The 24,586-nt window shown below is 59.2% G+C and carries 22 protein-coding genes and 1 pseudogene; 12 read left to right on the forward strand and 11 right to left on the reverse strand.

Features of this window, described 5'->3' with window-relative positions; genetic code table 11:
* Positions 1–44 precede the first annotated feature (44 nt).
* Positions 45–926, reverse strand: coding sequence for a DUF1206 domain-containing protein (locus tag OEG84_RS10240; protein ID WP_267653665.1), 882 nt, complete (start codon positions 924–926; stop codon positions 45–47).
* A gap of 480 nt (positions 927–1,406) precedes the next feature.
* On the opposite strand from OEG84_RS10240, the gene rnk reads away from it, so the two are divergent.
* Positions 1,407–1,823, forward strand: a complete 417-nt coding sequence (gene rnk / locus OEG84_RS10245) for a nucleoside diphosphate kinase regulator (protein WP_267653666.1) — start codon at positions 1,407–1,409, stop codon at positions 1,821–1,823.
* Between the two features lie 81 nt (positions 1,824–1,904).
* The gene (locus OEG84_RS10250) at positions 1,905–2,495 is read left to right on the forward strand and encodes a GreA/GreB family elongation factor (RefSeq protein WP_267653667.1); all 591 of its coding nucleotides are present in this window, start codon (positions 1,905–1,907) and stop codon (positions 2,493–2,495) included.
* Between the two features lie 60 nt (positions 2,496–2,555).
* On the opposite strand, the gene OEG84_RS10255 is transcribed toward OEG84_RS10250, so the two are convergent.
* The gene (locus OEG84_RS10255; protein ID WP_267653668.1) at positions 2,556–3,290 is read right to left on the reverse strand and encodes a phosphatase PAP2 family protein; all 735 of its coding nucleotides are present in this window, start codon (positions 3,288–3,290) and stop codon (positions 2,556–2,558) included.
* Positions 3,291–3,524: 234 nt separating this feature from the next.
* Here OEG84_RS10255 and OEG84_RS10260 point away from each other — a divergent pair, with 234 nt between their 5' ends.
* Both OEG84_RS10260 and OEG84_RS10265 read left to right on the forward strand, forming a co-directional pair.
* Positions 3,525–4,301 (forward strand): YHYH protein, encoded by a 777-nt coding sequence (locus OEG84_RS10260; protein ID WP_267653669.1) that lies wholly within the window; start codon positions 3,525–3,527, stop codon positions 4,299–4,301.
* A 29-nt stretch (positions 4,302–4,330) separates the two neighbouring features.
* Positions 4,331–5,089: an extensin-like domain-containing protein gene (locus OEG84_RS10265; protein WP_267653670.1), complete on the forward strand. Its 759-nt coding sequence runs from the start codon at positions 4,331–4,333 to the stop codon at positions 5,087–5,089.
* A gap of 55 nt (positions 5,090–5,144) precedes the next feature.
* On the opposite strand, the gene OEG84_RS10270 is transcribed toward OEG84_RS10265, so the two are convergent.
* Positions 5,145–6,824, reverse strand: a complete 1,680-nt coding sequence (locus OEG84_RS10270; RefSeq protein WP_267653671.1) for a formate--tetrahydrofolate ligase — start codon at positions 6,822–6,824, stop codon at positions 5,145–5,147.
* Positions 6,825–7,104: 280 nt separating this feature from the next.
* Between OEG84_RS10270 and OEG84_RS10275 the strand changes: the two genes are divergently transcribed.
* Entirely contained in the window at positions 7,105–7,602 is a 498-nt protein-coding gene (locus OEG84_RS10275) for an invasion associated locus B family protein (RefSeq protein WP_267653672.1), read from the forward strand.
* Positions 7,603–7,643: 41 nt separating this feature from the next.
* On the opposite strand, the gene putA is transcribed toward OEG84_RS10275, so the two are convergent.
* Positions 7,644–10,760, reverse strand: a complete 3,117-nt coding sequence (putA, locus tag OEG84_RS10280; RefSeq protein ID WP_267653673.1) for a bifunctional proline dehydrogenase/L-glutamate gamma-semialdehyde dehydrogenase PutA — start codon at positions 10,758–10,760, stop codon at positions 7,644–7,646.
* A gap of 112 nt (positions 10,761–10,872) precedes the next feature.
* Here putA and OEG84_RS10285 point away from each other — a divergent pair, with 112 nt between their 5' ends.
* The 3 genes from OEG84_RS10285 to OEG84_RS10295 all read left to right on the forward strand — a co-directional run bounded on the left by OEG84_RS10285 (position 10,873) and on the right by OEG84_RS10295 (position 12,712).
* Positions 10,873–11,334 carry an Lrp/AsnC ligand binding domain-containing protein gene (locus OEG84_RS10285; RefSeq protein ID WP_267656152.1) on the forward strand — a complete coding sequence of 154 codons (462 nt, stop codon included), beginning with the start codon at positions 10,873–10,875 and terminating at the stop codon, positions 11,332–11,334.
* 140 nt (positions 11,335–11,474) lie between these two features.
* Positions 11,475–12,188 carry a helix-turn-helix transcriptional regulator gene (locus tag OEG84_RS10290; RefSeq protein ID WP_267653674.1) on the forward strand — a complete coding sequence of 238 codons (714 nt, stop codon included), beginning with the start codon at positions 11,475–11,477 and terminating at the stop codon, positions 12,186–12,188.
* Positions 12,189–12,232: 44 nt separating this feature from the next.
* The gene (locus tag OEG84_RS10295; protein WP_267653675.1) at positions 12,233–12,712 is read left to right on the forward strand and encodes a PAS domain-containing protein; all 480 of its coding nucleotides are present in this window, start codon (positions 12,233–12,235) and stop codon (positions 12,710–12,712) included.
* A 32-nt stretch (positions 12,713–12,744) separates the two neighbouring features.
* On the opposite strand, the gene OEG84_RS10300 is transcribed toward OEG84_RS10295, so the two are convergent.
* From OEG84_RS10300 to OEG84_RS10330, 7 genes and pseudogenes are all read right to left on the reverse strand, one after another.
* On the reverse strand, positions 12,745–13,842 hold the full coding sequence (locus tag OEG84_RS10300; protein WP_267653676.1) for a DUF2333 family protein: 1,098 nt from the start codon (positions 13,840–13,842) through the stop codon (positions 12,745–12,747).
* Complete coding sequence (locus tag OEG84_RS10305) at positions 13,835–15,136, reverse strand: DUF6638 family protein (protein ID WP_267653677.1); 1,302 nt, start codon at positions 15,134–15,136, stop codon at positions 13,835–13,837. The genes OEG84_RS10300 and OEG84_RS10305 overlap by 8 nt, the downstream gene beginning before the upstream one ends.
* Positions 15,133–17,049 carry an AAA family ATPase gene (locus tag OEG84_RS10310; RefSeq protein ID WP_267653678.1) on the reverse strand — a complete coding sequence of 639 codons (1,917 nt, stop codon included), beginning with the start codon at positions 17,047–17,049 and terminating at the stop codon, positions 15,133–15,135. The genes OEG84_RS10305 and OEG84_RS10310 overlap by 4 nt, the downstream gene beginning before the upstream one ends.
* Before the next feature lie 4 nt (positions 17,050–17,053).
* The gene (locus OEG84_RS10315; RefSeq protein WP_267653679.1) at positions 17,054–18,199 is read right to left on the reverse strand and encodes a hypothetical protein; all 1,146 of its coding nucleotides are present in this window, start codon (positions 18,197–18,199) and stop codon (positions 17,054–17,056) included.
* A gap of 29 nt (positions 18,200–18,228) precedes the next feature.
* Positions 18,229–19,318 (reverse strand): annotated as a pseudogene (locus OEG84_RS10320) (hypothetical protein).
* A 191-nt stretch (positions 19,319–19,509) separates the two neighbouring features.
* A complete protein-coding gene (locus tag OEG84_RS10325; protein ID WP_267653680.1) occupies positions 19,510–19,908 on the reverse strand; it encodes a c-type cytochrome in 399 nt (132 codons plus the stop codon).
* Positions 19,909–20,044: 136 nt separating this feature from the next.
* The gene (locus OEG84_RS10330; RefSeq protein WP_267653681.1) at positions 20,045–20,635 is read right to left on the reverse strand and encodes a thymidine kinase; all 591 of its coding nucleotides are present in this window, start codon (positions 20,633–20,635) and stop codon (positions 20,045–20,047) included.
* Positions 20,636–20,856: 221 nt separating this feature from the next.
* Between OEG84_RS10330 and choX the strand changes: the two genes are divergently transcribed.
* The 4 genes from choX (at position 20,857) to OEG84_RS10350 (ending at position 24,575) form a co-directional block, all read left to right on the forward strand.
* The gene (choX, locus tag OEG84_RS10335; RefSeq protein ID WP_267653682.1) at positions 20,857–21,786 is read left to right on the forward strand and encodes a choline ABC transporter substrate-binding protein; all 930 of its coding nucleotides are present in this window, start codon (positions 20,857–20,859) and stop codon (positions 21,784–21,786) included.
* Positions 21,787–21,852: 66 nt separating this feature from the next.
* Positions 21,853–22,707: a choline ABC transporter permease subunit gene (gene choW, locus OEG84_RS10340; protein ID WP_267653683.1), complete on the forward strand. Its 855-nt coding sequence runs from the start codon at positions 21,853–21,855 to the stop codon at positions 22,705–22,707.
* Entirely contained in the window at positions 22,704–23,765 is a 1,062-nt protein-coding gene (choV, locus tag OEG84_RS10345) for a choline ABC transporter ATP-binding protein (protein WP_267653684.1), read from the forward strand. Before choW ends, choV begins: the two co-directional genes overlap by 4 nt.
* A 48-nt stretch (positions 23,766–23,813) precedes the next feature.
* Positions 23,814–24,575, forward strand: coding sequence for an SDR family NAD(P)-dependent oxidoreductase (locus OEG84_RS10350; protein ID WP_267653685.1), 762 nt, complete (start codon positions 23,814–23,816; stop codon positions 24,573–24,575).
* The last annotated feature ends 11 nt before the right edge of the window (positions 24,576–24,586 follow it).

Below are 24,586 nucleotides of genomic sequence, written 5' to 3' on the forward strand. Positions count from 1 at the left end.
GCGTCATAGCCCAGCAGACGCCGCGCATCAAGTGGCGCGGTGCCTCACATGTCGTCAAGATTGATCCGCCGCCAGACTGCCTCGGCAAACGAATAGATCGCAAACAGCAAGAACCCGCCCGCGGTGGCGCCCAGCAGCCACGCCCCGAACGGAAGTCCTGCAATGAAATCGAGCGCTGCCTGCAGGCTCGCTTGCCCGCCATCGCCGGCCAGGCCTCGGCGGTACAAAAGGAAGGCGATGACAATGAAGATCAGTCCGCGTGCGGTCAGACCGCCGATCCCGGCGATATCAATCCACCGCATGATCGATTCGGGCGCGTCGATATGATCGTGATACTTGCGGCCCGCCGCCTTCCAGATGTGCGCGCCGCCGACAATCGCAAACACCGAGGCCAGAATGATCGACACCGGTCCGGCACCGATGAACGCCGCAGCCGTACGGGCAAATCCATCACCACTCCCGCTGCCGGAAGATCTCGCGCTGCCCCACCAGAGCGAGAAGGCGTAGACTGTCAGAAACCCGTAGGACGCGGCCGCACCAAGCAGCCCGGCGCGAACTGCCAGCCCGGCAGGCCGGAACCCGTGATCGTCGGTATCGAACACCGACTGGACAATGCGCCAGACACAATAGCCAGCTAGGCTAACGATCAGCAGGGGTGTCAGAATCACGCTCGCTGTCGACCGGGTGATGAACTGAACCGCATCTTTGGTGTCGCCGCCGCTGCCGGTGGTCAGCGCCGCACTGCCGATGAAAAAGGCAAGCAGCAGATAAACCAGACCGCGGGCACCGTAACCGAGCCGCGCGAATGGCTTGAACCAGTCATGCCAGCTCGTTGATGTCAGTACCGGTGCGGCCATCTGCTGCCCTCGCGTAGCGGCATCAATACGTACATCAGCCCGGTTGATGCGCTCGCCACGCACGGCCACGGACCCTGCCCCTACATTCCGCCAAGTCCGGGAGCATGACCATTAACCTGACAAGTTCGACATGGTTCCCCCGATATCATTGTTTAATCTGATAAGGCCGCACAGTCATGACGCGCTGGCTCCCCACTATAGGGCCGAGACAGGCAGACAGGCCCAAAAATTTCCCTCTCCGAGTTCATACGAGGGGGCGCCCGGGATACAAGCCACCGCTTGACATCACCGTGGGTGTACCCCACATTTGCAGCATGAAAACGTATCGCTTCCATATTGTTCGCTTGTTCAGGGCTTTTCCCATCGCGGAAGCCTAACCCTCAGTTCGGCGCCCTACGCCCCCGGACTGCGGGATTGCGAAGCGGGCCATTCAGGCAAACGGCAGATACGTCTACCAGCCCGCATTTGACGGCGTAAAAATCACCCAAAATCCTCAATCATGCCCATATCCGTTTCGGATCGGGACAACTTCACTGCGTGGATACTTCAATGCAGCCCAGAAACAGGCGCAAACCTGCAATTACGATCACCGAAACCGATTACGACCGGCTCAGCAATCTTGCCGCGGCGCGGACTCAGCGCAGCCCCGAGCTTGCCATCAGCCTGGCCGAGGAAATCGACCGCGCACGGATCGTCAGCGACACCGCGATAAGTCCATCGATCGTGCGAATGGGGTCGACCGTGACCTATGTGGCAGACAACAAGGACAGCAAGACAGTAACGCTGGTCTACCCCGTAGATGCCAATATAGAAGACGGGCGGATATCTGTTACGACCCCGGTCGGCTCCGCATTGATCGGCTTGAAGGCAGGTCAAACCATCGACTGGACAGCGCCCAACGGCCAGCGTCATGAATTGAAGGTGCTGGAAGTCAGTCAGACCAAACACCCTGCATTGGCCGAGTGATCATCATGCACGACCGTTCTCCACCACATAAGGGGGTTCGCCTCCTGACAGGGTAGCGTCCCCTGCACCGGATCATTCGCGGTGCAGGGGACCAGTTCTCCCTTCCCTGTCATGCGTCGCCAGGAGTTGGCGCAATCGGAGATCGCCATGTGGAAAAACCAGGAATGCACCCTGACCAGCAAGGATTTTGCAATCCTTGAAACCATGTATGACCGTCGCCTTATGCTGACAGATGGCGTTTGCCAGGTGCTCAGACACAAGCTCGACACCGCAAGGGTGGTGTTCGGCGAGGATGTACCCGACAACATTGTTACCTTGAACAGCCGCGTACGGTACCGCGTCGGCGAACTGTCCGCACAGACCGCCATCATTACCCAGGACGCGATGGCCGGCATCGTTGGTCAAAGCCTGCCTTTGACCACGGCACGCGGGTTGGCTTTGCTGGGACTGGAGGAATCGGCCTGCCTTACCCTGCCGAAGCAGGAAAACGGCATTCCCGAGCGCATCCTGCTCGAGGAAGTTCTGTTCCAGCCCGAAACCGCGCGCCGGCAACGGCTAAAACAACAGCGTAACCGCGGCGGGATTCACCTGGCTTACGACGCAGGGTCGGAGCGCGACCCTCAGACACATTCGGATTCTGGCGACAATGATCCCGGTCCGAGTGCTGCGTGACGCTTTGGAACTTCCCCCGCCGGTTAAACCGGTGGGGGAAACTCACATTGGCATTTTGTATCAAGAACCCAGTTTCAGGTTTCTGTGCCGCTTGAGGAAATGCACGATCAGCCATGAAAAGCTCGCCCAGGCAGCGCCCAGCGCCCAACCGGCGGCAACATCACTGGGCCAATGCACGCCGAGATAGACCCGGCTGACACCCACAAGAACGGCCACCAAAACCGCTACCACAAGCACATAGGCCCGCGCTCGCCGATCGCCGAGAAAGCCGATCACCAGCGCGGCGAGCGTCAGATAGGCAACTGTCGTCACCAGCGCATGACCGCTGGGAAAGCTCAGCGTGTGAACGCTGTCGAGGTGATCAACCAGATCCGGGCGTGGCCGTGCGTAGTATTGCTTCAGTGTCTGGCTCAAAAGTGCTCCCGAGCCGACCGACAGCACCGCATAGAGGGCTGCGCCATAGCGCCTGGTGACGATGAAAAACCCGGTAACGGCCGCGAGCGTGAGAATGATCAGCGGAAACCCGCCGATCGCCGTGACTTCGAGTGCGGTTTCCTGCAGCCAGTCCGGCCCCAGCGGCGTCGACGGCTCGCCCGGGACCCTGAGAAGCAAAAACAGTGTCTCATCAATATTGCGAATTTCACCCTCAGCCATCTCATCGGCAATCGAGATGAAGCCGAACAAACCGAGTGTCACCACCCCCATCAGCAACACCGGCAGGCGATGGGCGCTGCCGTTTTTGACGCCGCGAACCAGCCACTCGGCCAGCGATGATGCACTCTTTTCGACCGCCATGCTGCGTGTCGCCCCTTGTCTTTCTGTGTGATGATAAACTCGCCGGGGACCGGTTCGTTCCCTGACCCACCGGATAGCATTGCCCTGCAACCCTTTTCCGGCAGACCGCAACAGGGCTTTATCCCGCGCAGCAACATAACCAAACTGTAATCAATCCGTCACCCCGCAGAAAGGTGCAAACCGCCAGTATTGACCTGTCCAGACGTGAATAGAACAAACCAGAAGGGGAAACTCATGGACCGCCCACTCTCCTATTTTGTCATCGCCGCCGTCACCGTTGCCGGCATCGTCGCAAGCGCGGTGGCAGCCGACGCGGCCTCCGGTTCGGTATCGATCACCAAGAGCCGCGGCAAGATCTGCATGGTCTCCAACGGCCTGCCCGATCATGCCACCGGCCGGTTTCCCAATGCCGGAAACCCCAACCGCATTTCCGCGCAGGTGATCGAGGTTTGCGTGCCGGAAAACCCGGTCAAGACAGGGCGCGCGACACAATTGCGCGGCTCTACCGGTTTCGCGCTCAACGGCGTGATGATCCGCCCCGGCACCGCCGACTATTATGATCCCTCTTCGCCACGCGGCTTCAGCCGCGATCGGTCGTCGGGTTGGAAACTCGATGGCAAGGGCGCCGGCGACATGCTCGGCCTTGATGCCAACAATGCCCATGTCGACAATCGCGGGCTCTATCACTACCACGCCAAGCCGACCGGCTTTCTCAAGGGCAACAGCTCCAGCCTGATTGGATTTGCTGCAGACGGGTTCGAGATCCACTATCTCGGTGCCAAGGCCCGTTCTGGCTACACGCTGAAACCCGGCATCCGCAACGGCGGCCCCGGCGGCAAGCATGACGGCACCTATGTACAGGACTGGCAATACACCGGCGGTTCGGGCACGCTCGACCAATGCAATGGCGGCCAGCTCAACGGCAAATTCGTCTACTTCATCACAGACAGCTACCCCTATTTCCCGCATTGCGCCTGGGGTAAGGTGAGCCGCGATTTCGGCAGGCCCTGAACGAAAAACCAGAGCGAGGATCAGTATTGGTGCACCGGACTTTCATGATCCTCGCCGTTTTCCTGATGCTGACAGGCATGGACTTGCCACAGGATCCGCCGGTTCCAGTACCAAAACCGGAGCAATCGACAGAGACGCCAGAGAGCAAGGTGCGCTCCCCAGCGATGCGGGAACAGGCAAGCCCCGATCAAAGCCCCGGGCCTCTGCCCGATATATCGGCTCCTGCCGACTCCGAAACCGGCTTGGCAAGCTGTGAAGCGGAATTGCGAAAGTTAGGAGTTACATATGAAAGGCTTGAGCCGCTCAGTGGTGAGAATGGCTGCGGCATCAACACGCCTTACGCGGTCACCAAAATCGCCAGCAGCGTGGTGCTGAGGCCCGCAACGCAACTGCGCTGCGAAACGGCGCTCGCGCTGGCGCAGTGGGTGGGCACCGTGGTCATACCCGCAACCTCGGCACTACCGGGTGATGTTTCCCTCAACGCCATCAACCATGGCTCGGCCTATGTCTGCCGGCGACGCAACAATCGGGCGACAGGCAAGCTGTCGGAGCATTCGATCGGCAATGCCATCGATATTGTCAACTACGAATTTGCCGGACGAAAGCCCCTCGGCATTTCACCACGCAGTGGCGACGGCAACTTCGAAGAAGCATTCCAGCGCGCCGTGCGCGCTGGCGGCTGCCTGCATTTCACCACCGTGCTCGGTCCCGGCGCCAACGCCAGCCACGACAACCACCTCCATCTCGACATCGCCAAACGCAACCACGGCTACCGGCTGTGCCAGTGATCATAATCGAACCGGGCGGCAAATCCGCCCGGCTTTGATGTCACCGCGCCACGCGTCAGAACAGGCCTTCAATCTGGCCGGCTTCATTGAGGAAGATTTTTTCCGAAGATGGCGTTCGTGGCAGGCCCGGCATGGTCATGATTTCGCCGGTAATGACGACGATGAAGCCAGCCCCTGCGGATAACCGCACCTCGCGCACCGGCACAGTGTGATCGGTCGGCGCACCGCGCAGGTTCGGATCGGTGGAGAACGAATATTGGGTCTTGGCCATACAGATCGGCAACTTGCCGTAGCCCTGCGCTTCCCACTGCTTGAGTTGCTCACGCACCGATTTCTCGGCGATCACCTCGCCCGCATGGTAGATCGATTTGGCGATGGTCTCGATCTTGTCGAACAGCGGCATGTCGTCAGGGTAAAGCGGGGCAAATTGCGCCTGGCCGGATTCGGCCATTTCGACCACCTTGTGCGCCAGATCTTCGATCCCGGCCGAGCCAAGTGCCCAGTGCTTGCACAGGATCGCTTCCGTACCGAGCGTTGCGACGTAATCCTTCACCGCCTGGATTTCGGCATCGGTGTCAGAGACGAAATGGTTGATCGCCACCACCACCGGCACCCCGAATTTCTTCACGTTCTGCACGTGACGGCCGAGATTTGCACAGCCCTTCTCGACAGCGGCGATGTTTTCCGCGCCGAGATCGTCCTTCTTGACCCCGCCATTCATCTTCATCGCCCGCACGGTGGCGACAATCACCGCCGCATCGGGCTTCAGTCCTGCCTTGCGGCACTTGATGTCGAAGAATTTTTCAGCGCCCAGATCAGCACCAAACCCGGCTTCGGTGACCACGTAATCGGCCAGCTTCAGTGCCGTGGTGGTGGCCACAACCGAGTTGCAGCCATGGGCGATATTGGCGAACGGTCCGCCGTGCACGAAGGCCGGATTGTTCTCCAATGTCTGCACCAGATTGGGCTGCATCGCGTCTTTCAGCAGCACCGTCATGGCGCCATCGGCCTTGATGTCGCGGCAGTAGATCGGCGACTTGTCACGGCGATAGGCAACGACGATAGCGCCCAACCGGTGCTGCAGATCCTCAAGATCCTTGGACAGGCACAGGATCGCCATGACTTCCGACGCCACCGTGATGTCAAATCCGGTCTGGCGCGGAAAGCCGTTGGCGACGCCGCCGAGATTGACAACGACATCGCGCAGCGCGCGGTCATTCATGTCCATCACCCGGCGCCAGACGATCCGGCGCGCGTCGATTTCCAGCTCATTGCCCCAGTAGATATGGTTGTCGATCATCGCCGAGAGCAGATTGTGAGCGCTGGTAATGGCGTGGAAGTCGCCGGTAAAATGCAAATTCATCTCTTCCATCGGCACGACCTGCGCCATGCCGCCGCCTGCGGCCCCGCCCTTCATGCCGAAATTCGGCCCCAGCGAAGCTTCGCGGATGCAGATCATCGCGCGCCTGCCGATACGGTTGAGCCCGTCGCCCAGCCCCACCGTAGTGGTGGTCTTGCCTTCACCGGCTGGCGTCGGATTGATGGCCGTAACAAGGATCAGCTTGCCATCGGGCTTGTCCTTCTGCCGGGCAATGAAATCGGCAGAGACCTTGGCCTTGTCGTGGCCATAGGGCACCAGATCCAGCTGCGGAATACCAAGCTTCTCACCGATCTCCATGATCGGCTTCTTCTGCGCCGCGCGGGCAATCTCGATATCGGATTTGTACTCAGCCATTATGTCGTGTCCTCTCCCCAACCTGGCCCGCTTGTGCCGCGTGGCCGGTCCGCACGAATAGAAACTAAAAGCGGCCGCAACAGCTGTGTAAAACAGGACGTACAATGCGCCAATTGCGACACTATACCCATGAACAGGAGTCAACTTTTCTCGCGAAGCCGTGAGAATCGTTGATTTGCGCGCAACCTGCGCCTTGGCAAGACTTGCAGCTATGAAAACATCATTTTTAAAACACGCATATAATATACTTATATTCCTCTTGGCGCTGGCCTCGCCGACCATGGCGCAGAACACGGTCGACGACTGGAAATGGGTCGTCGATCACTACAAGACGCTGGGAATCTGGGACAGCGCCTGCGATCAGCGTGATATCGGCAAGGGCGTTGAGCAGCGCTGCTATGTCCGGATTGTCGATGTCTACGCGCCACGCCCGAATTTCGGTGCGGCTTTCGTTTTCATCACCCGCAGCGCCGTCGATGGCCTGCGTTTCGAATTCTCGTTCGAACGCGGCACCCAGTTCGAAGCTGGCGGCTTTGCCATCATCGAAGATGGCATGAGCACATTCGACTATGCTCCCGGACGTTGCGAGGGCGGAACCAGCTGCCTGATTTCCGGCCAGGAAGCCGAGCGCTTCGCCTCAGCTCTCAATGAAGAAGCGGCAATCCGCCTCGCCTTCACCGACAAGTCGGGCCGCGATTGGCAACTCGACTGGAGCGGCAAAGGCTTTGCCGCAGCGCTCGCAGATCTGCGCACCGAGAGCGAAAAACGAGGGTTGTAGAGCGCTTCATCATCTGTTTGAAGCGCTCTAACCGCCTTCGTTCAGCCGTCGCCCATGGCGATCAGTCCGGCATTGCCGCCGGCCGCGGCCGTATTGACGGAAACCGCCTGCTCGACCGCAAATCGCATCAAATAGTGCGGGCCGCCAGCCTTGAAGCCGGTGCCCGACAGCCCCGACCCGCCAAATGGCTGGGTGCCGACCACGGCGCCGATGATGTTGCGGTTGACATAGACATTGCCGGTATCGAGCCGGTCGATCACCTTGCGCACCGTCGCCTCGATGCGTGAATGCACTCCCAGCGTCAGCCCGAAGCCGGTGGCGTCGATGGCATCAAGCACACTATCAAATTTCTTGGCCTTGTAGCGCACCACATGCAGTATCGGCCCGAAGATCTCGCGATCAAGCGCGGCTGCGTCCTTGAGCTCGACAATATGCGGCGCGAAGAACAGACCTTCATTCGGGGCACTGCCGGCATAGACCAGCTTCTGGGATTTCGAGATGGTGGTCACGTGGGCCGCCAGCATGTCGCGCTGATCCTGATCGATCACTGGACCGATATCAGTCGAAGGCTGCGACGGATCACCAAGCTTGAGTTCGCGCGCCGCCCCCTCGATCATCTCGATCATCTGATCGGCGACATCTTCCTGAACGAACAGCAGCCTGAGTGCCGAGCAACGCTGCCCGGCCGAGCGGAACGCCGACATCACCACATCGTCGGCCACCTGTTCGGCCAGCGCCGTGGCGTCGACAATCATCGCGTTGAGGCCGCCTGTCTCGGCGATGAATGGCACGATTGGTCCATCCTTGGCAGCCAGCGTCCGATTGATGGCGCGCGCGGTCTCGGTCGAGCCGGTAAATGCCACGCCGCCGATCTTCGGGTGTGATGTCAGCGCCGCGCCGACATCACCTTCGCCCGGCAGGCACAAAAGCACGTCCTTGGGCACACCCGCTTCATGCAGCAGGTTGATGACCTCATGGGCAATCAACGGCGTCTGTTCGGCAGGCTTGGCGATCACCGTATTGCCGGCCGCCAGCGCCGCCGAAACCTGCCCCAGAAAGATCGCCATCGGAAAGTTCCACGGCGAAATGCAGACAAACACACCGCGTCCGCGCCAACCCAGCCGGTTGTCCTCGCCGGTCGGTCCGGGCATCGGCTGCATTGCGCCGAACATCTGCCGCGAGCGCGCCGCGTAGTAGCGCAGGAAATCGACAGCCTCGCGAATTTCGGCGATGCCGTCATCGAGCGTCTTGCCGGCCTCTGTCGAAAGCAACGCCATGAAACGGTCGCGCCGGTCCTCAATCAGATCGGCGGCGCGGACAAGTGCTGCCGCACGGGCATCCGGATCGGCGCGCGACCAGGACTTGAAGCCCTGCAGCGCGGTTGTCACTGCCTTGTCGACATCCTTCGGATCGGTAAACCTCACGGTGCCGACAATCTTCGACGGATCCGAGGGCGAGCGCACCTCCTGGGCTGGGCCACCCGGCTTGAGACCGGGCGCCAGCGGCCCCGCCTCTACCGTGCCCGCCGAGCGTTCCATGCCGGCAACCAGCGATGCCAGTTGCAACCGGTCGCCAAATTCGACGCCGCGTGAATTGGCTCGATCGGAATAGATCGCCAGCGGCAACGGGATCTGACTGTTGCGCGCCGATTGTCCACGAGCAAGACCAAGCTTGACCTCGGGACGCTCCAGCAATTGCGTGATCGGAATATTCTTGTCGCCGGCAACCGCAACGAAGGAAGAGTTGGCGCCATTCTCGAGCAGCCTGCGCACCAGATAGGCCAGCAAATCGCGATATCCGCCAACCGGCGCATAGATCCGGCACGGCACCCGGTCATTGCCCTTGGCGAGACTGTCGTAAACTACTTCGCCCATGCCATGCAGACGCTGGAATTCGAAGCCGCTGCGGTCTTGCGCCATTTCAATGATGGTGGCGACGGTCAGTGCATTGTGGGTGGCAAATTGCGGATAGATCAACGTGCGCAGATCAAGCATTTGCCGCGCGCAGGCGAGATAGGACAGATCCGTCGCAGCCTTCCGGGTATATACCGCATAGCCTTCGAGCCCGCGCTCCTGGGCGCGCTTGATCTCGGTGTCCCAATAGGCGCCCTTGACCAGCCGCACCATCATCCGGCGGTCGTGCTTGCGGCACAGGCCGGCAATGTGCTCGATTACCTGTGGTGCGCGCTTCTGATAGGCCTGAATGGCAAGGCCAAACCCGTCCCAGCCGGCAAGCGATGGATCGGCGAAGGCCCGATCGATCACATCCAGCGACAGCTCCAACCGGTCCACTTCCTCGGCATCGACTGTGAAATTGAGGTCATACGCCTTGGCCATCTTGGCAAGTTCAATCAGGTCTGGAACCAACTCCACCAACACCTGCTCCCGATGAGTCGGCAGATAGCGCGGATGCAGCGCCGACAGCTTTACCGAGATCCCCGGCCGCTCCGGCAATTTGCGCCCGGCAGCGGCCTTGTCGGCCGATTTGCCGATCGCCGCGATCGCATCGGCATAGGACTTGAAGTAGCGCTTGGCGTCGGCACGGGTACGTGCCCCTTCACCGAGCATGTCGTAGGAATGGCGGTAGCCCCGCGCTTCGTTCTTGGCGGCACGGCTGAGCGCATCCTGGATGGTTTCGCCGAGCACAAAATGATGCCCCAGAAACCGCATTGCCTGACGGGTGGCGGTGCGCACCGTCGGCATGCCCATCCGCTTGACTAGGCCGCGCATGACGCCTTCAGGTGTTTCACCAGGTTTGATAACCCGCGCCGACATGCCCAGCGCCCAGGCCGAGGCCGACACAAACCAGGTGTCGCCATGGCCCTCATGGTCGCTCCAGCCGCCCTCCTTGAGCTTGTCCTCGATGAGCCGGTCCTGGGTCAGCGCATCAGGCACCCGGAGCAACGCCTCGGCCAGCACCATCAGCGCCAGACCTTCCCGCGTCGACAGGCCATATTCACGAAGAAAATCCTCGACGCCGCCCATCTGGCCGGAATCGGAACGGATCGCCTTGATCAACTTGCCGGCGCGGGCGTCAATCGCCTGGTCCTGGACACTGCTGAACGAGAGGTCCTGGGCAAAGCTGCTGATCAGTCGGTCATCATCCGGTGCGTGCGGGGTATGGAATGCGGTCAAGGCCTGAGCGGTGGTAGCGTTCATGATTATCTCCCGTGAATGACACAATCTATCGCTTGATTGACCATATTTCTCACTGTATTTTGGCCCGAAAACCGTGATAGCATCTAGTTTTACGGCAATTGGCAGGGAATACATAAAGGAAATCGATCGCATCGACCGAAAGATTTTACGGGCCCTGCAAGACAATGGGCGCCTGACCAACATCGAGCTGGCTGACAAAATCAGCCTTTCCGCCACCGCCACCGCCGAACGGCTCAAGCGCCTGAGCCGGGACGGCTACATTACCGGCTACACCGCCCGGCTCTCAGCGGAAAAGCTCGACAGGGGCATGCTGGTGTTTGTCGAGGTCAAGCTCGACCGCACCACGCCTGATGTGTTCGACGCATTCTCCGACGCCGTACGCAAATCCGACGATGTCATGGAATGCCATATGGTGGCCGGTGGTTTTGATTATCTGATCAAGGCGAGGGTCAAGGGAATGGAAGCCTATCGGGCATTTTTGTCCGATGTCATCTTGACCCTGCCCGGCGTGCGCGAAACCCACACCTACCCTGTGATGGAGGAGGTCAAGAACACCCAGAAACTTCCGGTTTGATGACGTCAGACAGGCTCGCGGAATTATTTGGTTACAGTTTGTTTCGGGCATTCGGGTTTCAGCTGTAGCGTCAGGTTGTGATTGTCTGTAACCTGTCGCTACGGAAGAACAGAACTCATTTTCATGACGGATCGCTTTTAATGAAAGGCCAAGAAGCCCTTTTCAATCGGTTGAATGCAATCAAGACCGAGATCGATTTGGCGGGTTTTCTGCGCGAACTGGCGGACCGGTTCGATTTCAAGGGCTTCATGCTGGTCAATATCCCCGCAGTTGTGGATGACCGTTTGGCGAGGCTGATAGTGCTGTCTGATATGCCCAGCGGGCTGATCGAAACCTATGACGCGATAGGGCTGTTAAAGAACTCACCGGTTTTTGCGACGCTGCGGCGCTCAACTGCCCCGGTGTCTTGGAACAGTGCCACCATCAACAAGGACCGGCCAACCTCAGAAATCGACAGTAGCAGACAACTTTTCGCCTACCACGACATGACCCTGGGTGTATATTTTCCAGTGCATGGATCAACCGGCGACCGCGCGGCGGTGGGGTTTCTCGGCAACCGTCCAGACTTGACCCACACCGAATTGGGTGAACTGGGCATTTTCGTCCTGCATGCCTACGATGTTTATTCCTGCTTGAAAAACAAGGATCAAACGGCACCAAATCTGTTGACTGCACGCGAACTGGAAGTATTGCACTGGGCAGCCAATGGCAAAACGTCGACCGAGATCGCCGCAATTCTTTCCTTGTCCGATCATACGGTCAACACCTATATGAACAGCGCGATGCGCAAGCTCGATTGCGTCAATAGAACCCAACTTGTCGCCAAAGCGCTCCGGTTGCATCTAATCAGTTGATGGCGCCAAAGCGGCCGTGAATGCTAGCCGAAGGAATGACACTGGTGGTCAGATTCGAGTTTTCAGAGACAACCAGCCCGAAACAGGACCTCGACCATATCGGTCTGACGGACTTCGAAATCGCCGGCTTGATGTCATACCAACACCAGATCGGTTACTGGCGCTCGGACATGGGTACAGGCCACGTATTCTGGTCAAAGGCAATATTCGACATCTACGGCATGGCCTACACCAAGGGACCGGTGAACCTGACCCTGGCAAACGACGCCGTGCACCCAGAAGATCTACCCTACATGCTGGAATTGCTGGAACGCACTGCGGTGGAAAAGACCGGCTTTCATTATGTGCTGCGGCTCAAGAACGGCCACAACGGTTTCAAATATGTCCGCTCTGTAGGCCGGTTCCGCCTCACTGAGGATGGCCGCGAAGAACTCTACGGCATGTTCGAGGAGGTGGTCGACCAGGTTCGCCTGGTAGGCGTCGTCGGCAATCCGACACTGGCGGGCGGGATCGCAAAACGCTGACCCCACTCCAGTCTTTCGGAGAGGCGCCCGTCTCAGCGATCCAGAATGGCGCGCATTTCGACCAGGTTCGAACGGAACCTCAGCACGTAAAATCCCATGGTCGCCAGATGGGTCGGCATGATCCACCCGCTCTCATTACCGTTGGAAATGATAAACGGCTGGATCTTCAACGCGGCTGACAATTGCTCATCCATCTCATCCCACAATTGCGCCAGGTTGCGCTGCACCACCACATCGCGGAAATCATCACGGGTGGCTTTGAGAATGCCGTAATAGCCATAAAGCTGGCCGTAGGAAAACCAGAAACGGTCATCGGCGCGGGTGTCAAACCAGCCACCATTGTAGTTCTCCGAACGATCCCGAAGGATCGCCGATGTCGACCCGACATCGGCAGCTATGCGGTCGATGAACTGAATGAGATTGTCGGCCCGCGCGTCGTAGATCGCTTCGCAGTTCGCAAGCCTGGTGTTGAACGTCTCAAGATCGGCAATTGCCGAACGGTAGAATGACGGTGTCGGAGTTTTCGGACCGAACGGATTGACGCCGAAATACCAGGTGTATTCGTCAAACTGCAACGCGCCGCGCGCATCCTGCAAGTTGCCGTCCACCTGGCTTGTGCCGCGTACACGACCGAGCGTGTCGACAAACTCGACCGTGGTCCGACGGATCGCCTGATTTACACCGCGCTGGAACGCGGCCTTGTTGTCAAAGAACGGTGTATGGTCCCAATCGATGCCGAAGAACCCGGACTTGTAGAGGATCATCGAGGAAATCCAGGCGTTCTCATTGACGTTGAAATCAATCAGATCAGCCGTCGCCGCCACCATCGCCGATGGCGCGCATTTGCCGCCGCCCAGTTCTGTTCCAGGCGTCGCCGCGATGACTTCACGCTTGGACGGATATTCCGGGTCGAAGCCCGTCCATACCTGTGATTGCCAGAAGAAATAGCCGTAAAGCCCGAGAAAAATGACAAGGACACCGCCGACGATGGCCTTGATCATGAAGCCGCGCTCGCCAAACCAGCCGGCAACGGTGACAAACGGCCACAACAGCACCGAGACCACCACCCCGACCCCGCGGCCGATAGCGTGAAAGATGCGCTCGAAAAAGGCGATCACGGGGTCAAGCATCGTCTTGGGGTCCTTCCAGTCCGTAAAGCCGCGATCTGAGCGCCGCCTTGGTGCTTAGATAGGTCGCCGTCAGCACATCCACAACATGGGCGCGGTAGCTTTCGGAGTATCCCTCATAGGCTTCATAGAAGCCCTGCTTGTCAAAAACAAAACGCGAGACGAAATCAAACGGGGCCAGACGCGCCAACAACCTGTTGATCAGCCACTGGTCTGGGTGGGCGGGAACGGCACGGCACAGCATCAGCCGCCGATCGGCACGCAATTCGCGCATCTTCACCTGCCCGGTGGTTGCGATTTCGCGCATCGCTTCCTGCAGGAATGGATAGATGCCCTGCTCGGCCACCAGACTGGCATTATGGTGCATCCAAGTCTGCAGCCACACCGGATCGGCCTTGGCCAGATCCGCCGCAGGGTCCGCAACCCGGACAAGATCGGCAATCGCCATCTCGGCGCGATGGGTGAAGAAGCCCGACGGCTCGACCCAGGATGCGCGCGGTAATTGTAGCCGCCCGGTCTTGGAAAGATACTCGAATATCCGGGCATGATCGGAAATGTCGATATAGCTGACTTCCCAGGGCCGCGAGCGCCGGAAACCAGGTGCATGACTGTCGCAAATCACCGTGGTGGAGCGATCATCTCGAAAAATGAACACGCCGCCGAAATGGCTGGCCCAATAGGATTGGTGCGGAAACACCAGCTTGTCAGGCACAAGCGCGTTCTGCCTGATATCGCCAGTTTCCTTGGCAAGCTCCACCATCCGGCCAAGCATGGCATCGTCGCGCCAGCCGTCCTTCGACATCTGCAAACGGTCGACCAGAGCCCGCAATTCGGTCGCCTTGCCAAGCATGTCTTCGGCCGACATCACCCGGAAGCGGACTTCTTCGATCGACAAGAGATCTTCGACTCCGGTTACGACTTCGACAGGATCCTCGATCTCGCCATAGAGCACATCCTTGATGGTGACGGCGTAGACGGCGCGGCGATTGCCATCAAAAAATTCATGCATCAGTCCGGCAGTATTGGAAAACTGGGTATGCACCACCGGCAGGTTTTCCTGCTCCGGTGTCAGGATGATGAAGCGCCGGTTGACGCCATTGGGATCGAGATACTGGCTATCGCCGAGCTCTTCGGCGATCTCAGGCGAAAACCCGGTCATGTCGATGCGAATGCTTGCAAGCGCTGACGGCTTGAGCCCGAAGGCCTCAAGGGCCTTGTTGTAACGCCCGATCAGATGCGGCTCGTCGATCACCAGCAGCCGGCCATAGATCAGCTCATTGTCGACCAGACGTTTCATGATTGCCAGCGCCCGTCGCGTTTCATCGTCTCGATATCGCGGATAGCCCGCTCCCGCTGGCGCTCGCGACGGATGATTTCCTCAACCGCGGTGGCGTCGGAGCGGTCGGTATAGCGGAATTCGGAATCGGCGTAACGGTTGATCTCCTGCAGCACCATTTCGATGGTGAAAGGTTTGCGCAGTTCGGAGATCATCGCCAGCTTCTCGTCATAAGCCTTGTGCATGAAGGCGCCGGCGGTCTCGAACCATTCATCGGGCAGATCAATATCCATCGCCCGCATCTTGATCGCATCGGTGATGTTCTTGATCGCCCGGCCGGTAAAGCGCGGCTCGGCCAGCTTGATCTGGTGCAGATAGGCACCGATATCGGCAATGGTCTTGACCTTGCCGTGTTGTTTCTCGAATCGCTCCCAGACAGAGAGCAGCCCTTCCTCCTGCGGCCGGTCGTGGCCGTCATAGGAGCGCGCCACTGCCTGCTTGATCTCCTGACTGGCATAGAGTTCATGCGAGCCCAGCGGGATCGAATGGTTCTTGCCGGCCAGGAGCGCAAAAATGTCGATGTAATCATCAAGCGATTGCGGTCCATCGACCAACCAGCGCGCACCTGCCCGCTGTCTCAGCGCATCGTCAACGTTTTCCGGATAGTTCGAAAACATGCCGAAGCTGCAGTTTCCACGCACCACGGTCGATGCGCCGGCGAAACTTTCCATCAGCACGGCAGTGACTTCCTGCTGGCCCGCCGAGGCGCGGTCGTCGGAACGCTTGGCGGCAACCTGGTCGATGTCGTCGATGGTGCCGAAGCCGATGGCCCGCGGATTGAGCACATTGTCAACGAACGCCTTGCAGTTCTGCCCCGACTTGCCCTGATAGGACGATATCTGGTCGACGCCAAAGTTCTCGTAGTGGAACGGATAGCCGGCAACCTCGCAGTAATCATTGATCATGCCGGCCAGCATCTGAATCAGGATGGTCTTGCCAGTGCCAGGCGCACCGTCGCCAATGAAGGTGAACAGGAAGCCGCCCAGTTCGACGAACGGGTTGAGCTGGCGATCAAAGTCATATGCCATCACCATCCGCGAAAGCCGCATTGCCTGATGCTTGGCGAGATGGTTGCCGATGATTTCATTGGGCTTCTTGAAGCTCATCACCAGCGGCTTGCGGCGCTGCCCCGGCGCCACGTCAAAACCGTCAAGCGTGAAATTGTCGGCCTCCAGCCGCAGATGCGACTGGGCAAACGCGCTCATCGCCTCGAACCTGGCGCGACGGCTAAGCAGCCCCTCGATCGCCACCCGCGCCAGCGCCCGCGCGCGCGCCGTCATGGACACCTCGTCGGGCGCCCCGGCGATCGCTTCATCAAGCCCCGCAAGCAACGATTTCAACGCATCCTGCGGGGTGTCGAACTGAAAATCAGGTTCCTCGGTATCATTGACCGGCTCGGTTTCACCATCCACGGTCTGCAGTATATAGGCAGCCAGCGTGAAGACGGCGACATAGGCGGATGCCGACAGCAACCGCTTGAACCGCTCCGCATCAGGCCCCTGTAGCGGTGCTCCGGCATTGCGCGATTGCAGGCTTTCGAGGTCGGTCTGCCGCGCAAACAGTTCCGCCACTGCCAGCGCCACCGCGATGCCGCGCCGGGTCCGAAACAACAGCGTATGCTGCGGGATCGACAGCATCGGGTCTTCGCCGCGCACCGCCTGAATGGTCCTGGCAAGCTCGATCTCGCGGGTGCTGCGCAGACCGCTGGTCGACACGGTGGAGACAAACCGCCGGTGGGTACCCGCCAGCGCGGTTTTCGATCCGCCATCCTGCGGCGTCAGCACGACGACGCGCGTCACCATCGCCTGCGCCACCGAACGATGGCGGGCGATGTCTTCTTCTGAAATCGTCGTCAGGCCGGTTGTCTGGCTCATGTGCTCATACCTCGCTGATGACCTGGTTTCCCGACACCACATGCACGGTAAAGCCCGAGAATATGCTCTCCGCCTCGCCCGACGCATACAGCGCCTGGTAGGCCTCGTGCGGCACCAGCGCGTGTTTCTGGTAGTCGCTGACGCCCTGCCGGGTGGCTTCCAGATCGTCGGTGTTGATGTGATACTCGTCGCGCGCCGGTGTCGAACTCCACAATCCGCGTTTGGCCGGGCGCTCGGTCATGGAAAACACTTCCTGCATGGTCCAGGTCAGCAGCCAGGCGTTCTCGTCCTTGCGCACCTTCGACAGGATCGCCGATATCCGGTCGCTATTGTCGGTCACCCCGGCCGAATAGAACGGCCCGAGCACGAAACGCCGCAATTGCTTGGGATGCAGGTGCTCGAAATCGGCGTCGAGATTCTGGGCGATGGTGACCGGCGACAGCGAATAGGCACCGTTCCTTTCGGCAGAAGCATCAAAGCCGCGGGCAAATTCCGGATTGAGCAGGCCGCCGACGGGTAGCGGAATATCGATCCCGGGATTGAGCTTGCCGTCCGCGCCGACCAATGACTTGGCGATGGCTTCGCTCGAATCCTCGATGGTCGCCATATACACCATCGGCAACGTCTGGCTGCCATCGAACACGCCCCAGTGCACCACGTAATAAGGCCTGCCGTTTTTCGGATTGACTGACACCCGGATGGTTTCGGGCAGAATGAACGGTGCAAACACCGCATCCTTGCCAATATCCTCGAGATAGAGCCGTTCGGCGATTTGCTCCTGCAGGGCGGTAGGAAACTGCTTGTGGCGCAGGATGAAGTCGGCCATCTCCGCCTTCAAGGCGTCCACTTCAGGCATTGCCGCCAGCCGCTCCTTGGCGGTGGCACGGTCGTTTTCAAGCGTCAGTACATTCTGAAACACCGGAAAACCGCTGTCGGCACGGCTGATGCGAAACCGCTCCATGAAACCGACCCGGTGTTCCCAGGCGTTAAAGGTGGCTTCCAGACGGTCGACATAGGGGACCAGCACCTGGCCTACCAGGCCATGGGCATAGAGCGGCGAATTGACGTCGGCGAGATAGATCCGCAGACCCTTCAATGCCGCCTGCATCGATCTGAAATAGGCGCCGGCGGCGCCGGTGTCAGCGCGCATGGCCAATGTCCATTGTCACGCCGCCCTGCTCAGGATTGAACGTAATTTGCGGAATTGTGCTTCTCCAGAACTTCCGAGAAGCGGCGAGCGAAAGCGTCGTCGGCAAGCTGCTTGCGGCGCTGGATATCCTGGGTCGACAGCATGTTCTTCTCATGCATTTCCAGAAGATCGCCAATGTGGCGCTGCGCTGCCGCACCGATGCCGGCCATGGTTTCTTCCGCCGCAGTGTCGACCCGGCTGCCCAGCGTATTGATCTTGTGGGCCACATCCTGTTGCGCCGCTGTTTTCAAGGAATCCTCGAGCGCCTTGTACAAAACGATGCGCTGCTCGGTGTCGATCGTCAGTTTGTTGATCAGCGTGTTCTGCGCGGCAATCTGGTTGTTGAGCAGAATCGACAAAGGTCTGGAACATCGAGGTGTAGCGCTCCAGCGTCTGGCTTTCGGCCAGCAATTCCTGCTCCTTGGCCTGCCGCTCATTGTATTCGGTGGCAAGCTTCGAACGTTCGCTTTCAAGATCGGTGCGGGTTTTCTGGTCGGTCGAGGCCGCAATCTGATTCTCGATGTCCATCAGTTGCGGGTTGAGCTCCTCGATCCGCTGTTGCACCGATTCCAGATTGGCCATGGTCACCTTGCGGCGCTCGATCACCTTGATCAGGCTGGCTTCGGAGGTCTTGTAGCGGTTGTCGAGAATATCCTTTTGATCCTTCAGAATACCGGTGATCGTGTCGGATTTCTTGAGCAGCTCCTGAAGGTTGCCCGCCAGCGACATGCTCCTTACCCGGTCCGAACGCATCCGCTGCGCCCGCGCCTTGGAGAATATCGCCACGAAGCTTTCCATGCCGGAAAACCCCTTCATGCTTTCGAACTCGGCGCCAAACACGTTGGTGGCGTCCTCCAGACCGATGATCAGGTCGGCGATGTTGGTCTCCATCATGCGCTGCTGGCGCAGAACATCTTGGATCCGGGCATTTTCAATGTCGAACTGCGGATCGCCCAATTGCGCGTCGGCTTCCGACATTTTCTCCAGCACCACGCCGGATGCCTCGATCTTTGAACGCATGTCGTCAACGACCGCGCGGGTTTTCTCAATCTCTGCGTCTAGGCTCTTGATGCTGGCCATGCCGTTTCCCCGTTTATAGGCGCCATCAGGCAGGCGCTTCACCATTTCACACCCCATACCGGGCACCGTCGCGTTTGTAGCACCGGAACCCTGATGGCAAAACATGATTAGTGAGCAACGTAAGCATGACCTTGTCAAAAAAAGGCCGTTCCCGGAGGAACGACCTTTTGGCGTCTGTATAAGTGCGATGGTTACTCGGCTGCCGACGGGTCCTTGAGATAGGCAAGGATGTCTTCGATATCCTTGTCCTTCTTGAGGCCGGCGAAGCTCATCTTCGTGCCCTTCACCACCTTGGTCGGCTTGTGCAGAAACTCGGTCAGTGCCTCAACGGTCCAGGTCGGAGTTTCCTCGGCGTGCGCGATCATCGCCTTCGAATACTTGAAATCTTCAATCGACGCGACGGGGCGGTCGATGACATTGTCCAGATGCGGGCCGATCTTGTTCTTGGCTTCCGTGGCCGTGTGACATGCGGCGCACTTTTTGAATATCTTCGCGCCCTTGGCAGCGTCGCCATCGGCGAAGGCTGCGGTCGGCACCGAAAGACCCGCGACCACCGCGAGGCCGAACAACATGGAAAAGGAAATGCGCATAAACAGGCTCCATTAGCTGAATTTGATAGGCTGGTTATAACGCACCGAACCGCAAGGGCAATGCACGCGCAAACCACGGCTCTGCCTCAAACGCGCGACATTGGCATTGGTTCCATTCCAAGCATTTGAAATATCACTATTTTGCAACGCCGGTATTTATAACGTCATCCCAGTGACGGCGACAATAGGACACATATTTGTCATTTCCACCAACCTCGATCTGGGCGCCCTCGTGCAGCACTTTTCCATCGGAATCGGTGCGAACCACCATCGTTGCCTTGCGCCCGCAATGACAAATGGTGCGCACCTCCCGGAGTTCGTCGGCAATCGCCAGCAAGGTCTGAGAACCTGGAAACAACTTCCCGCGGAAGTCAGTGCGCAGGCCGTAGGCCATGACCGGAATACTCAGCCGGTCAGCCACGCGCGCCAGCTGCCAGACCTGATCTTCGGTCAGGAATTGCGCCTCGTCGACAAAGGCACAGGCGATCTCGCCCTCGGCCTTCAGCGCCTTGAGCGAGGCAAACAGGTCGTCTTCGGGGCGAAACGGGATCGCTTCGGATTCGAGGCCGATGCGCGAGGCTACCTTGCCAATCCCGGCGCGGTCATCCAGCGCGGCAATGAACAACACGGTGCGCATGCCCCGTTCACGGTAGTTGTACGACGCCTGCAACAGCAGCGTGGTCTTGCCCGCATTCATCGTTGAATAGCTGAAATAGAGTTTGGCCATGGCTGGCCTCCGAATTTGCCACGTTGTGTATCGGCAGGGCGTTAGCGCGTCTGCCAATCGCAAACCCAAAATTCATTGCCCGCCAGCCTGGTGAATCCCACCCCCGCCAGCTGTGTTCAACAACCGTTTTGGCTTGTGAACAACAAATTCACGGTCTTTCAGCTTGAGTTGGAGCCGAAGAGGTGGTTGTTTCTGCGTTCGGAACACGGGAGATACCGACCATGACAAAAAAACTGACTCTTACCTTCGCAGCCCTTCTGCTCGCAAGCGCCGCCACGGCACAGGCAGCGGATTCTGAAGCCTGCAAGACAGTACGTTTCGCCGACGTCGGCTGGACCGATATCCAGGCCACCACTGCCGTCGCAAGCGTTGTGCTTGAAGCACTGGGGTACACGCCGGACGTCCAGGTGCTCAGCGTACCGGTGACCTATCAGTCGCTCAAGAACAAGGACATGGATGTTTTCCTTGGCAACTGGATGCCATCGATGGCAGCCGATGTGCAGCCGTTCCTCGATGATGGCTCGGTTGAAACCATTACCCAGAACCTTGATGGCGCAGGCTATGGCCTTGTGGTGCCGACCTATGCAGCTGAAGGCGGCGTCAAGAGCCTGACCGATATCGGCAAGTTCAAGGACAAGTTCGACGGCAAGATCTACGGTATCGAGCCCGGCAATGATGGCAACCGCATCGTCCTTGAAATGATCGCCGACCCGGCCAATGGCCTGGATGGTTTCGAACTGGTTGAAAGCTCCGAAGCCGGCATGCTGTCACAGGCCGAAAAAGCGATCAGGAACGAGGAATGGATCGCATTCCTCGGCTGGACCCCGCACCCGATCATGGGCGAAATGTCGATTTCCTATCTTGATGGCATGGGCGATTCCGGCTTTGGCGCAGCTACCGTGCACACCAATGTGCGCGCCGGTTACACCACCGAATGCCCCAATGCAGGCACGCTGATCAAGAACCTTTCCTTCACCCTGTCGATGGAAAACAAGATCATGGACGACATCCTCAAGGGTGAGGATGCCAACGCCTCCGGTCTCGCATGGCTGAAGGCAAACCCCGATGTTGTGAAGCCGTGGCTTGAAGGCGTGACAACGTTTGACGGCGGCGACGCTGCCGAAGCTGTCGCTGCCAAGCTCGGCATGTAATAATCAGACGAAGGTCCGGGGCTGACATAGCGGCCCCGGACCAAGACAAGTGCCGGGGGACAAGACATGGATGGTATGGCGGACTTCATCACGGCCTGGAAAATTCCGGTCGGAATGTGGGGCAAAAGCTTCTTCAATTTCCTCACCGACAATTTCGAATTCGCCTTTGACGCCATCGCAGATTCCCTCAAATTTATGCTCGACAGCATGATTGATGGGTTGTTGTGGCTACCGCCCCTGGTCCTCGTTCTTGCCATCGCCTTGATCGGCTGGCGCATTCAGAAGTCCTGGAAACTGGCGCTCGGCATCGTCCTGGGGCTCGCGTTCATCATCAACCAGGGTCTCTGGAAGGAAACCGTGGAAACCCTAGTGCTGGTGATTTCGGCAGCGTTCATGTCGATGGCCATCGGCGTGCCGATCGGCATCTGGCTGGCGCACCGGCCCAGAATCTATACCTATATGCAACCGGTCCTTGATCTGATGCAGACGATGCCGACCTTCGTCTATCTGATCCCGGTGCTGATCTTGTTCGGCCTCGGCCTTGCCCCAGGCCTGCTGGTGACCATCATCTTCGCCTCGCCCGCGCCGATCAGGTTGACCTATCTCGGCATCACCTCGGTGCCCAAGCCGATGGTCGAGGCAGGTATGGCCTTTGGCGCCTCGCCGCAACAATTGCTACGCAAGGTGGAACTGCCCGCAGCCCTGCCGACCATCATGGCCGGCCTCACCCAATGCATCATGCTGTCGTTGTCGATGGTCGTCATTGCAGCGCTAATCGGCGCCAATGGCCTCGGCAAGCCGGTGGTCAGAGCGCTCAACACCGTCAACATCCCACTCGGGCTTGAAGCCGGCATTGCCATCGTCATTCTCGCCATCATCCTCGATCGCATCTGCAGGGTGCGCATGGGAGCCACGTCATGAGCCCTCAGGCCGACCGCGGCTCGGTCCGCATAGAGAACGTCTCCATCATCTTCGGCGATAATACCGCCGAGAGCCTGGCACTTGCCGACGCCGGCAAGTCACGCTCGGAAATCCAGGAAATCACCGGCGATGTTCTCGGTGTTCATGATTGCACAGTCGACATCAACGAAGGCGAAATCCTCGTGCTGATGGGGCTTTCCGGATCCGGAAAGTCAACGTTGCTGCGCGCCGTCAATCGTCTCAACCCGATCAGCCGTGGCACGCTCACCGTCAATTGCGGCGACGAGACATTTGATGTCGGAGAATGCGACGACAAACTGCTCAAACAGTTGCGCATGGACACCGTGTCGATGGTGTTTCAGCAATTTGGCCTGCTGCCCTGGCGTTCGGTCGCTGACAATGTCGGCTTCGGCCTGGAAATCTCCGGCGTCCCCAAAAAGGAACGCGATCAACGGGTCACCGAGCAACTCGAACTTGTCGGCCTGTCCGACTGGGCCGATCGGATGGTTGCGGAACTGTCTGGGGGCATGCAGCAACGCGTCGGCCTTGCCCGCGCCTTTGCCACCGGCGCCCCTATACTTCTGATGGATGAGCCGTTTTCGGCGCTCGACCCGCTGATCCGCTCGAGGCTGCAGGACGAACTGCTTGAACTCCAGGCCCGGCTTGGAAAGACCATCGTCTTCGTCAGCCATGATCTTGATGAAGCGATGAAGCTCGGCAACCGTATCGCCATCATGGAAGGCGGGCGAATCATCCAGTGCGGAACGCCGCGCGAGATCGTCAACTCGCCAACAAACGACTATGTCGCCGATTTCGTCGCCCATATGAATCCGATTGCCATGTTGACTGCGCGCGACGTCATGGCTCAAGGCAAGCCGGACAATACGCGGGGTCAATTGCCGCTGTCGGCTTCAGTGACCCCGGATACGCCCCTTTCCGATGTCATGGATGCGCTTTCAAAGCGGGACGGAACAATCGGCGTTATTGACAAAGGCGTTGTGACAGGCTCCATCACATCAAGTGATATCGTTCGCGGGTTGACGCAGCACCGCCGCTGATGAACCCCGGCCGGACACAGTCTGGAAAGCAGTCAAGGAGCATGAACTATGGATGTTAAGGGCAAAACCGCCATCGTCACCGGTGGAGGTTCGGGTTTGGGCGCGGCAACCGCGCGCGCTTTGGCCAAAGCCGGGGCCAAGGTCTCGCTCTTCGATATCAATCTGGCCCAGGCCGAAATTGTTGCCGGGGAAATCGGCGGCAAGGCTTTCGCCTGCAACGTTTCTGACGCTGCCGCTGCCGAAGCTGCAGTGGCTGCTGCAGCCGAAGCCTTGGGCGAAGCCCGCATTCTGGTCAATTGTGCCGGCATCGCTCCGGCCGGCCGGGTTGTCGGTCGTGAGGGCCCGCATGATCTCGACCTGTTCCGCAAGGTCATCGAGGTCAATCTGATCGGCAGCTTCAACATGCTTCGGCTGTTCGCTGATCGTGCGGCCAAGCTCGACCCGCTTGCCGATGGCGAGCGTGGCGTAGTGATCTCGACCGCTTCTGTCGCCGCCTTTGACGGCCAAATCGGCCAGGCAGCCTATTCCGCCTCGAAGGGCGGAGTCCATGCGATGGCGCTGCCGATCGCTCGTGAACTGGCACGTTTCGGCGTTCGCGTAATGACCATCGCACCGGGCATCTTCGCAACCCCGATGCTGCTCGGCATGCCCCAGGAAGTACAGGACAGCCTGGGCGCCTCGGTGCCGTTTCCCTCGCGGCTGGGACAGCCGGAGGAATACGCGCGGTTGGCTCTGCACATCATCGACAACGTCATGCTCAATGGCGAGACGATCCGGCTTGACGGCGCAATCCGGATGGCTCCGAAATAAACCGGCGAGCA

Origin of the sequence: Hoeflea algicola (genome assembly GCF_026619415.1) — a bacterium.
GTDB classification, from domain to species: domain Bacteria; phylum Pseudomonadota; class Alphaproteobacteria; order Rhizobiales; family Rhizobiaceae; genus Hoeflea; species Hoeflea algicola.

Bases quoted from the DNA above. Each gene is read 5' to 3' on its own strand.
- rnk (WP_267653666.1), top strand. From the start codon at position 1,407: ATGCAGCCCAGAAACAGGCGCAAACCTGCAATTACGATCACCGAAACC.
- OEG84_RS10255 (WP_267653668.1), bottom strand. From the start codon at position 3,290: ATGGCGGTCGAAAAGAGTGCATCATCGCTGGCCGAGTGGCTGGTTCGC.
- OEG84_RS10260 (WP_267653669.1), top strand. From the start codon at position 3,525: ATGGACCGCCCACTCTCCTATTTTGTCATCGCCGCCGTCACCGTTGCC.
- OEG84_RS10270 (WP_267653671.1), bottom strand. From the start codon at position 6,824: ATGGCTGAGTACAAATCCGATATCGAGATTGCCCGCGCGGCGCAGAAG.
- OEG84_RS10275 (WP_267653672.1), top strand. From the start codon at position 7,105: ATGGCGCAGAACACGGTCGACGACTGGAAATGGGTCGTCGATCACTAC.
- putA (WP_267653673.1), bottom strand. From the start codon at position 10,760: ATGAACGCTACCACCGCTCAGGCCTTGACCGCATTCCATACCCCGCAC.
- OEG84_RS10290 (WP_267653674.1), top strand. From the start codon at position 11,475: ATGAAAGGCCAAGAAGCCCTTTTCAATCGGTTGAATGCAATCAAGACC.
- OEG84_RS10300 (WP_267653676.1), bottom strand. From the start codon at position 13,842: ATGCTTGACCCCGTGATCGCCTTTTTCGAGCGCATCTTTCACGCTATC.
- OEG84_RS10305 (WP_267653677.1), bottom strand. From the start codon at position 15,136: ATGAAACGTCTGGTCGACAATGAGCTGATCTATGGCCGGCTGCTGGTG.
- OEG84_RS10310 (WP_267653678.1), bottom strand. From the start codon at position 17,049: ATGAGCCAGACAACCGGCCTGACGACGATTTCAGAAGAAGACATCGCC.
- OEG84_RS10315 (WP_267653679.1), bottom strand. From the start codon at position 18,199: ATGCGCGCTGACACCGGCGCCGCCGGCGCCTATTTCAGATCGATGCAG.
- OEG84_RS10325 (WP_267653680.1), bottom strand. From the start codon at position 19,908: ATGCGCATTTCCTTTTCCATGTTGTTCGGCCTCGCGGTGGTCGCGGGT.
- OEG84_RS10330 (WP_267653681.1), bottom strand. From the start codon at position 20,635: ATGGCCAAACTCTATTTCAGCTATTCAACGATGAATGCGGGCAAGACC.
- choX (WP_267653682.1), top strand. From the start codon at position 20,857: ATGACAAAAAAACTGACTCTTACCTTCGCAGCCCTTCTGCTCGCAAGC.
- choW (WP_267653683.1), top strand. From the start codon at position 21,853: ATGGATGGTATGGCGGACTTCATCACGGCCTGGAAAATTCCGGTCGGA.
- choV (WP_267653684.1), top strand. From the start codon at position 22,704: ATGAGCCCTCAGGCCGACCGCGGCTCGGTCCGCATAGAGAACGTCTCC.
- OEG84_RS10350 (WP_267653685.1), top strand. From the start codon at position 23,814: ATGGATGTTAAGGGCAAAACCGCCATCGTCACCGGTGGAGGTTCGGGT.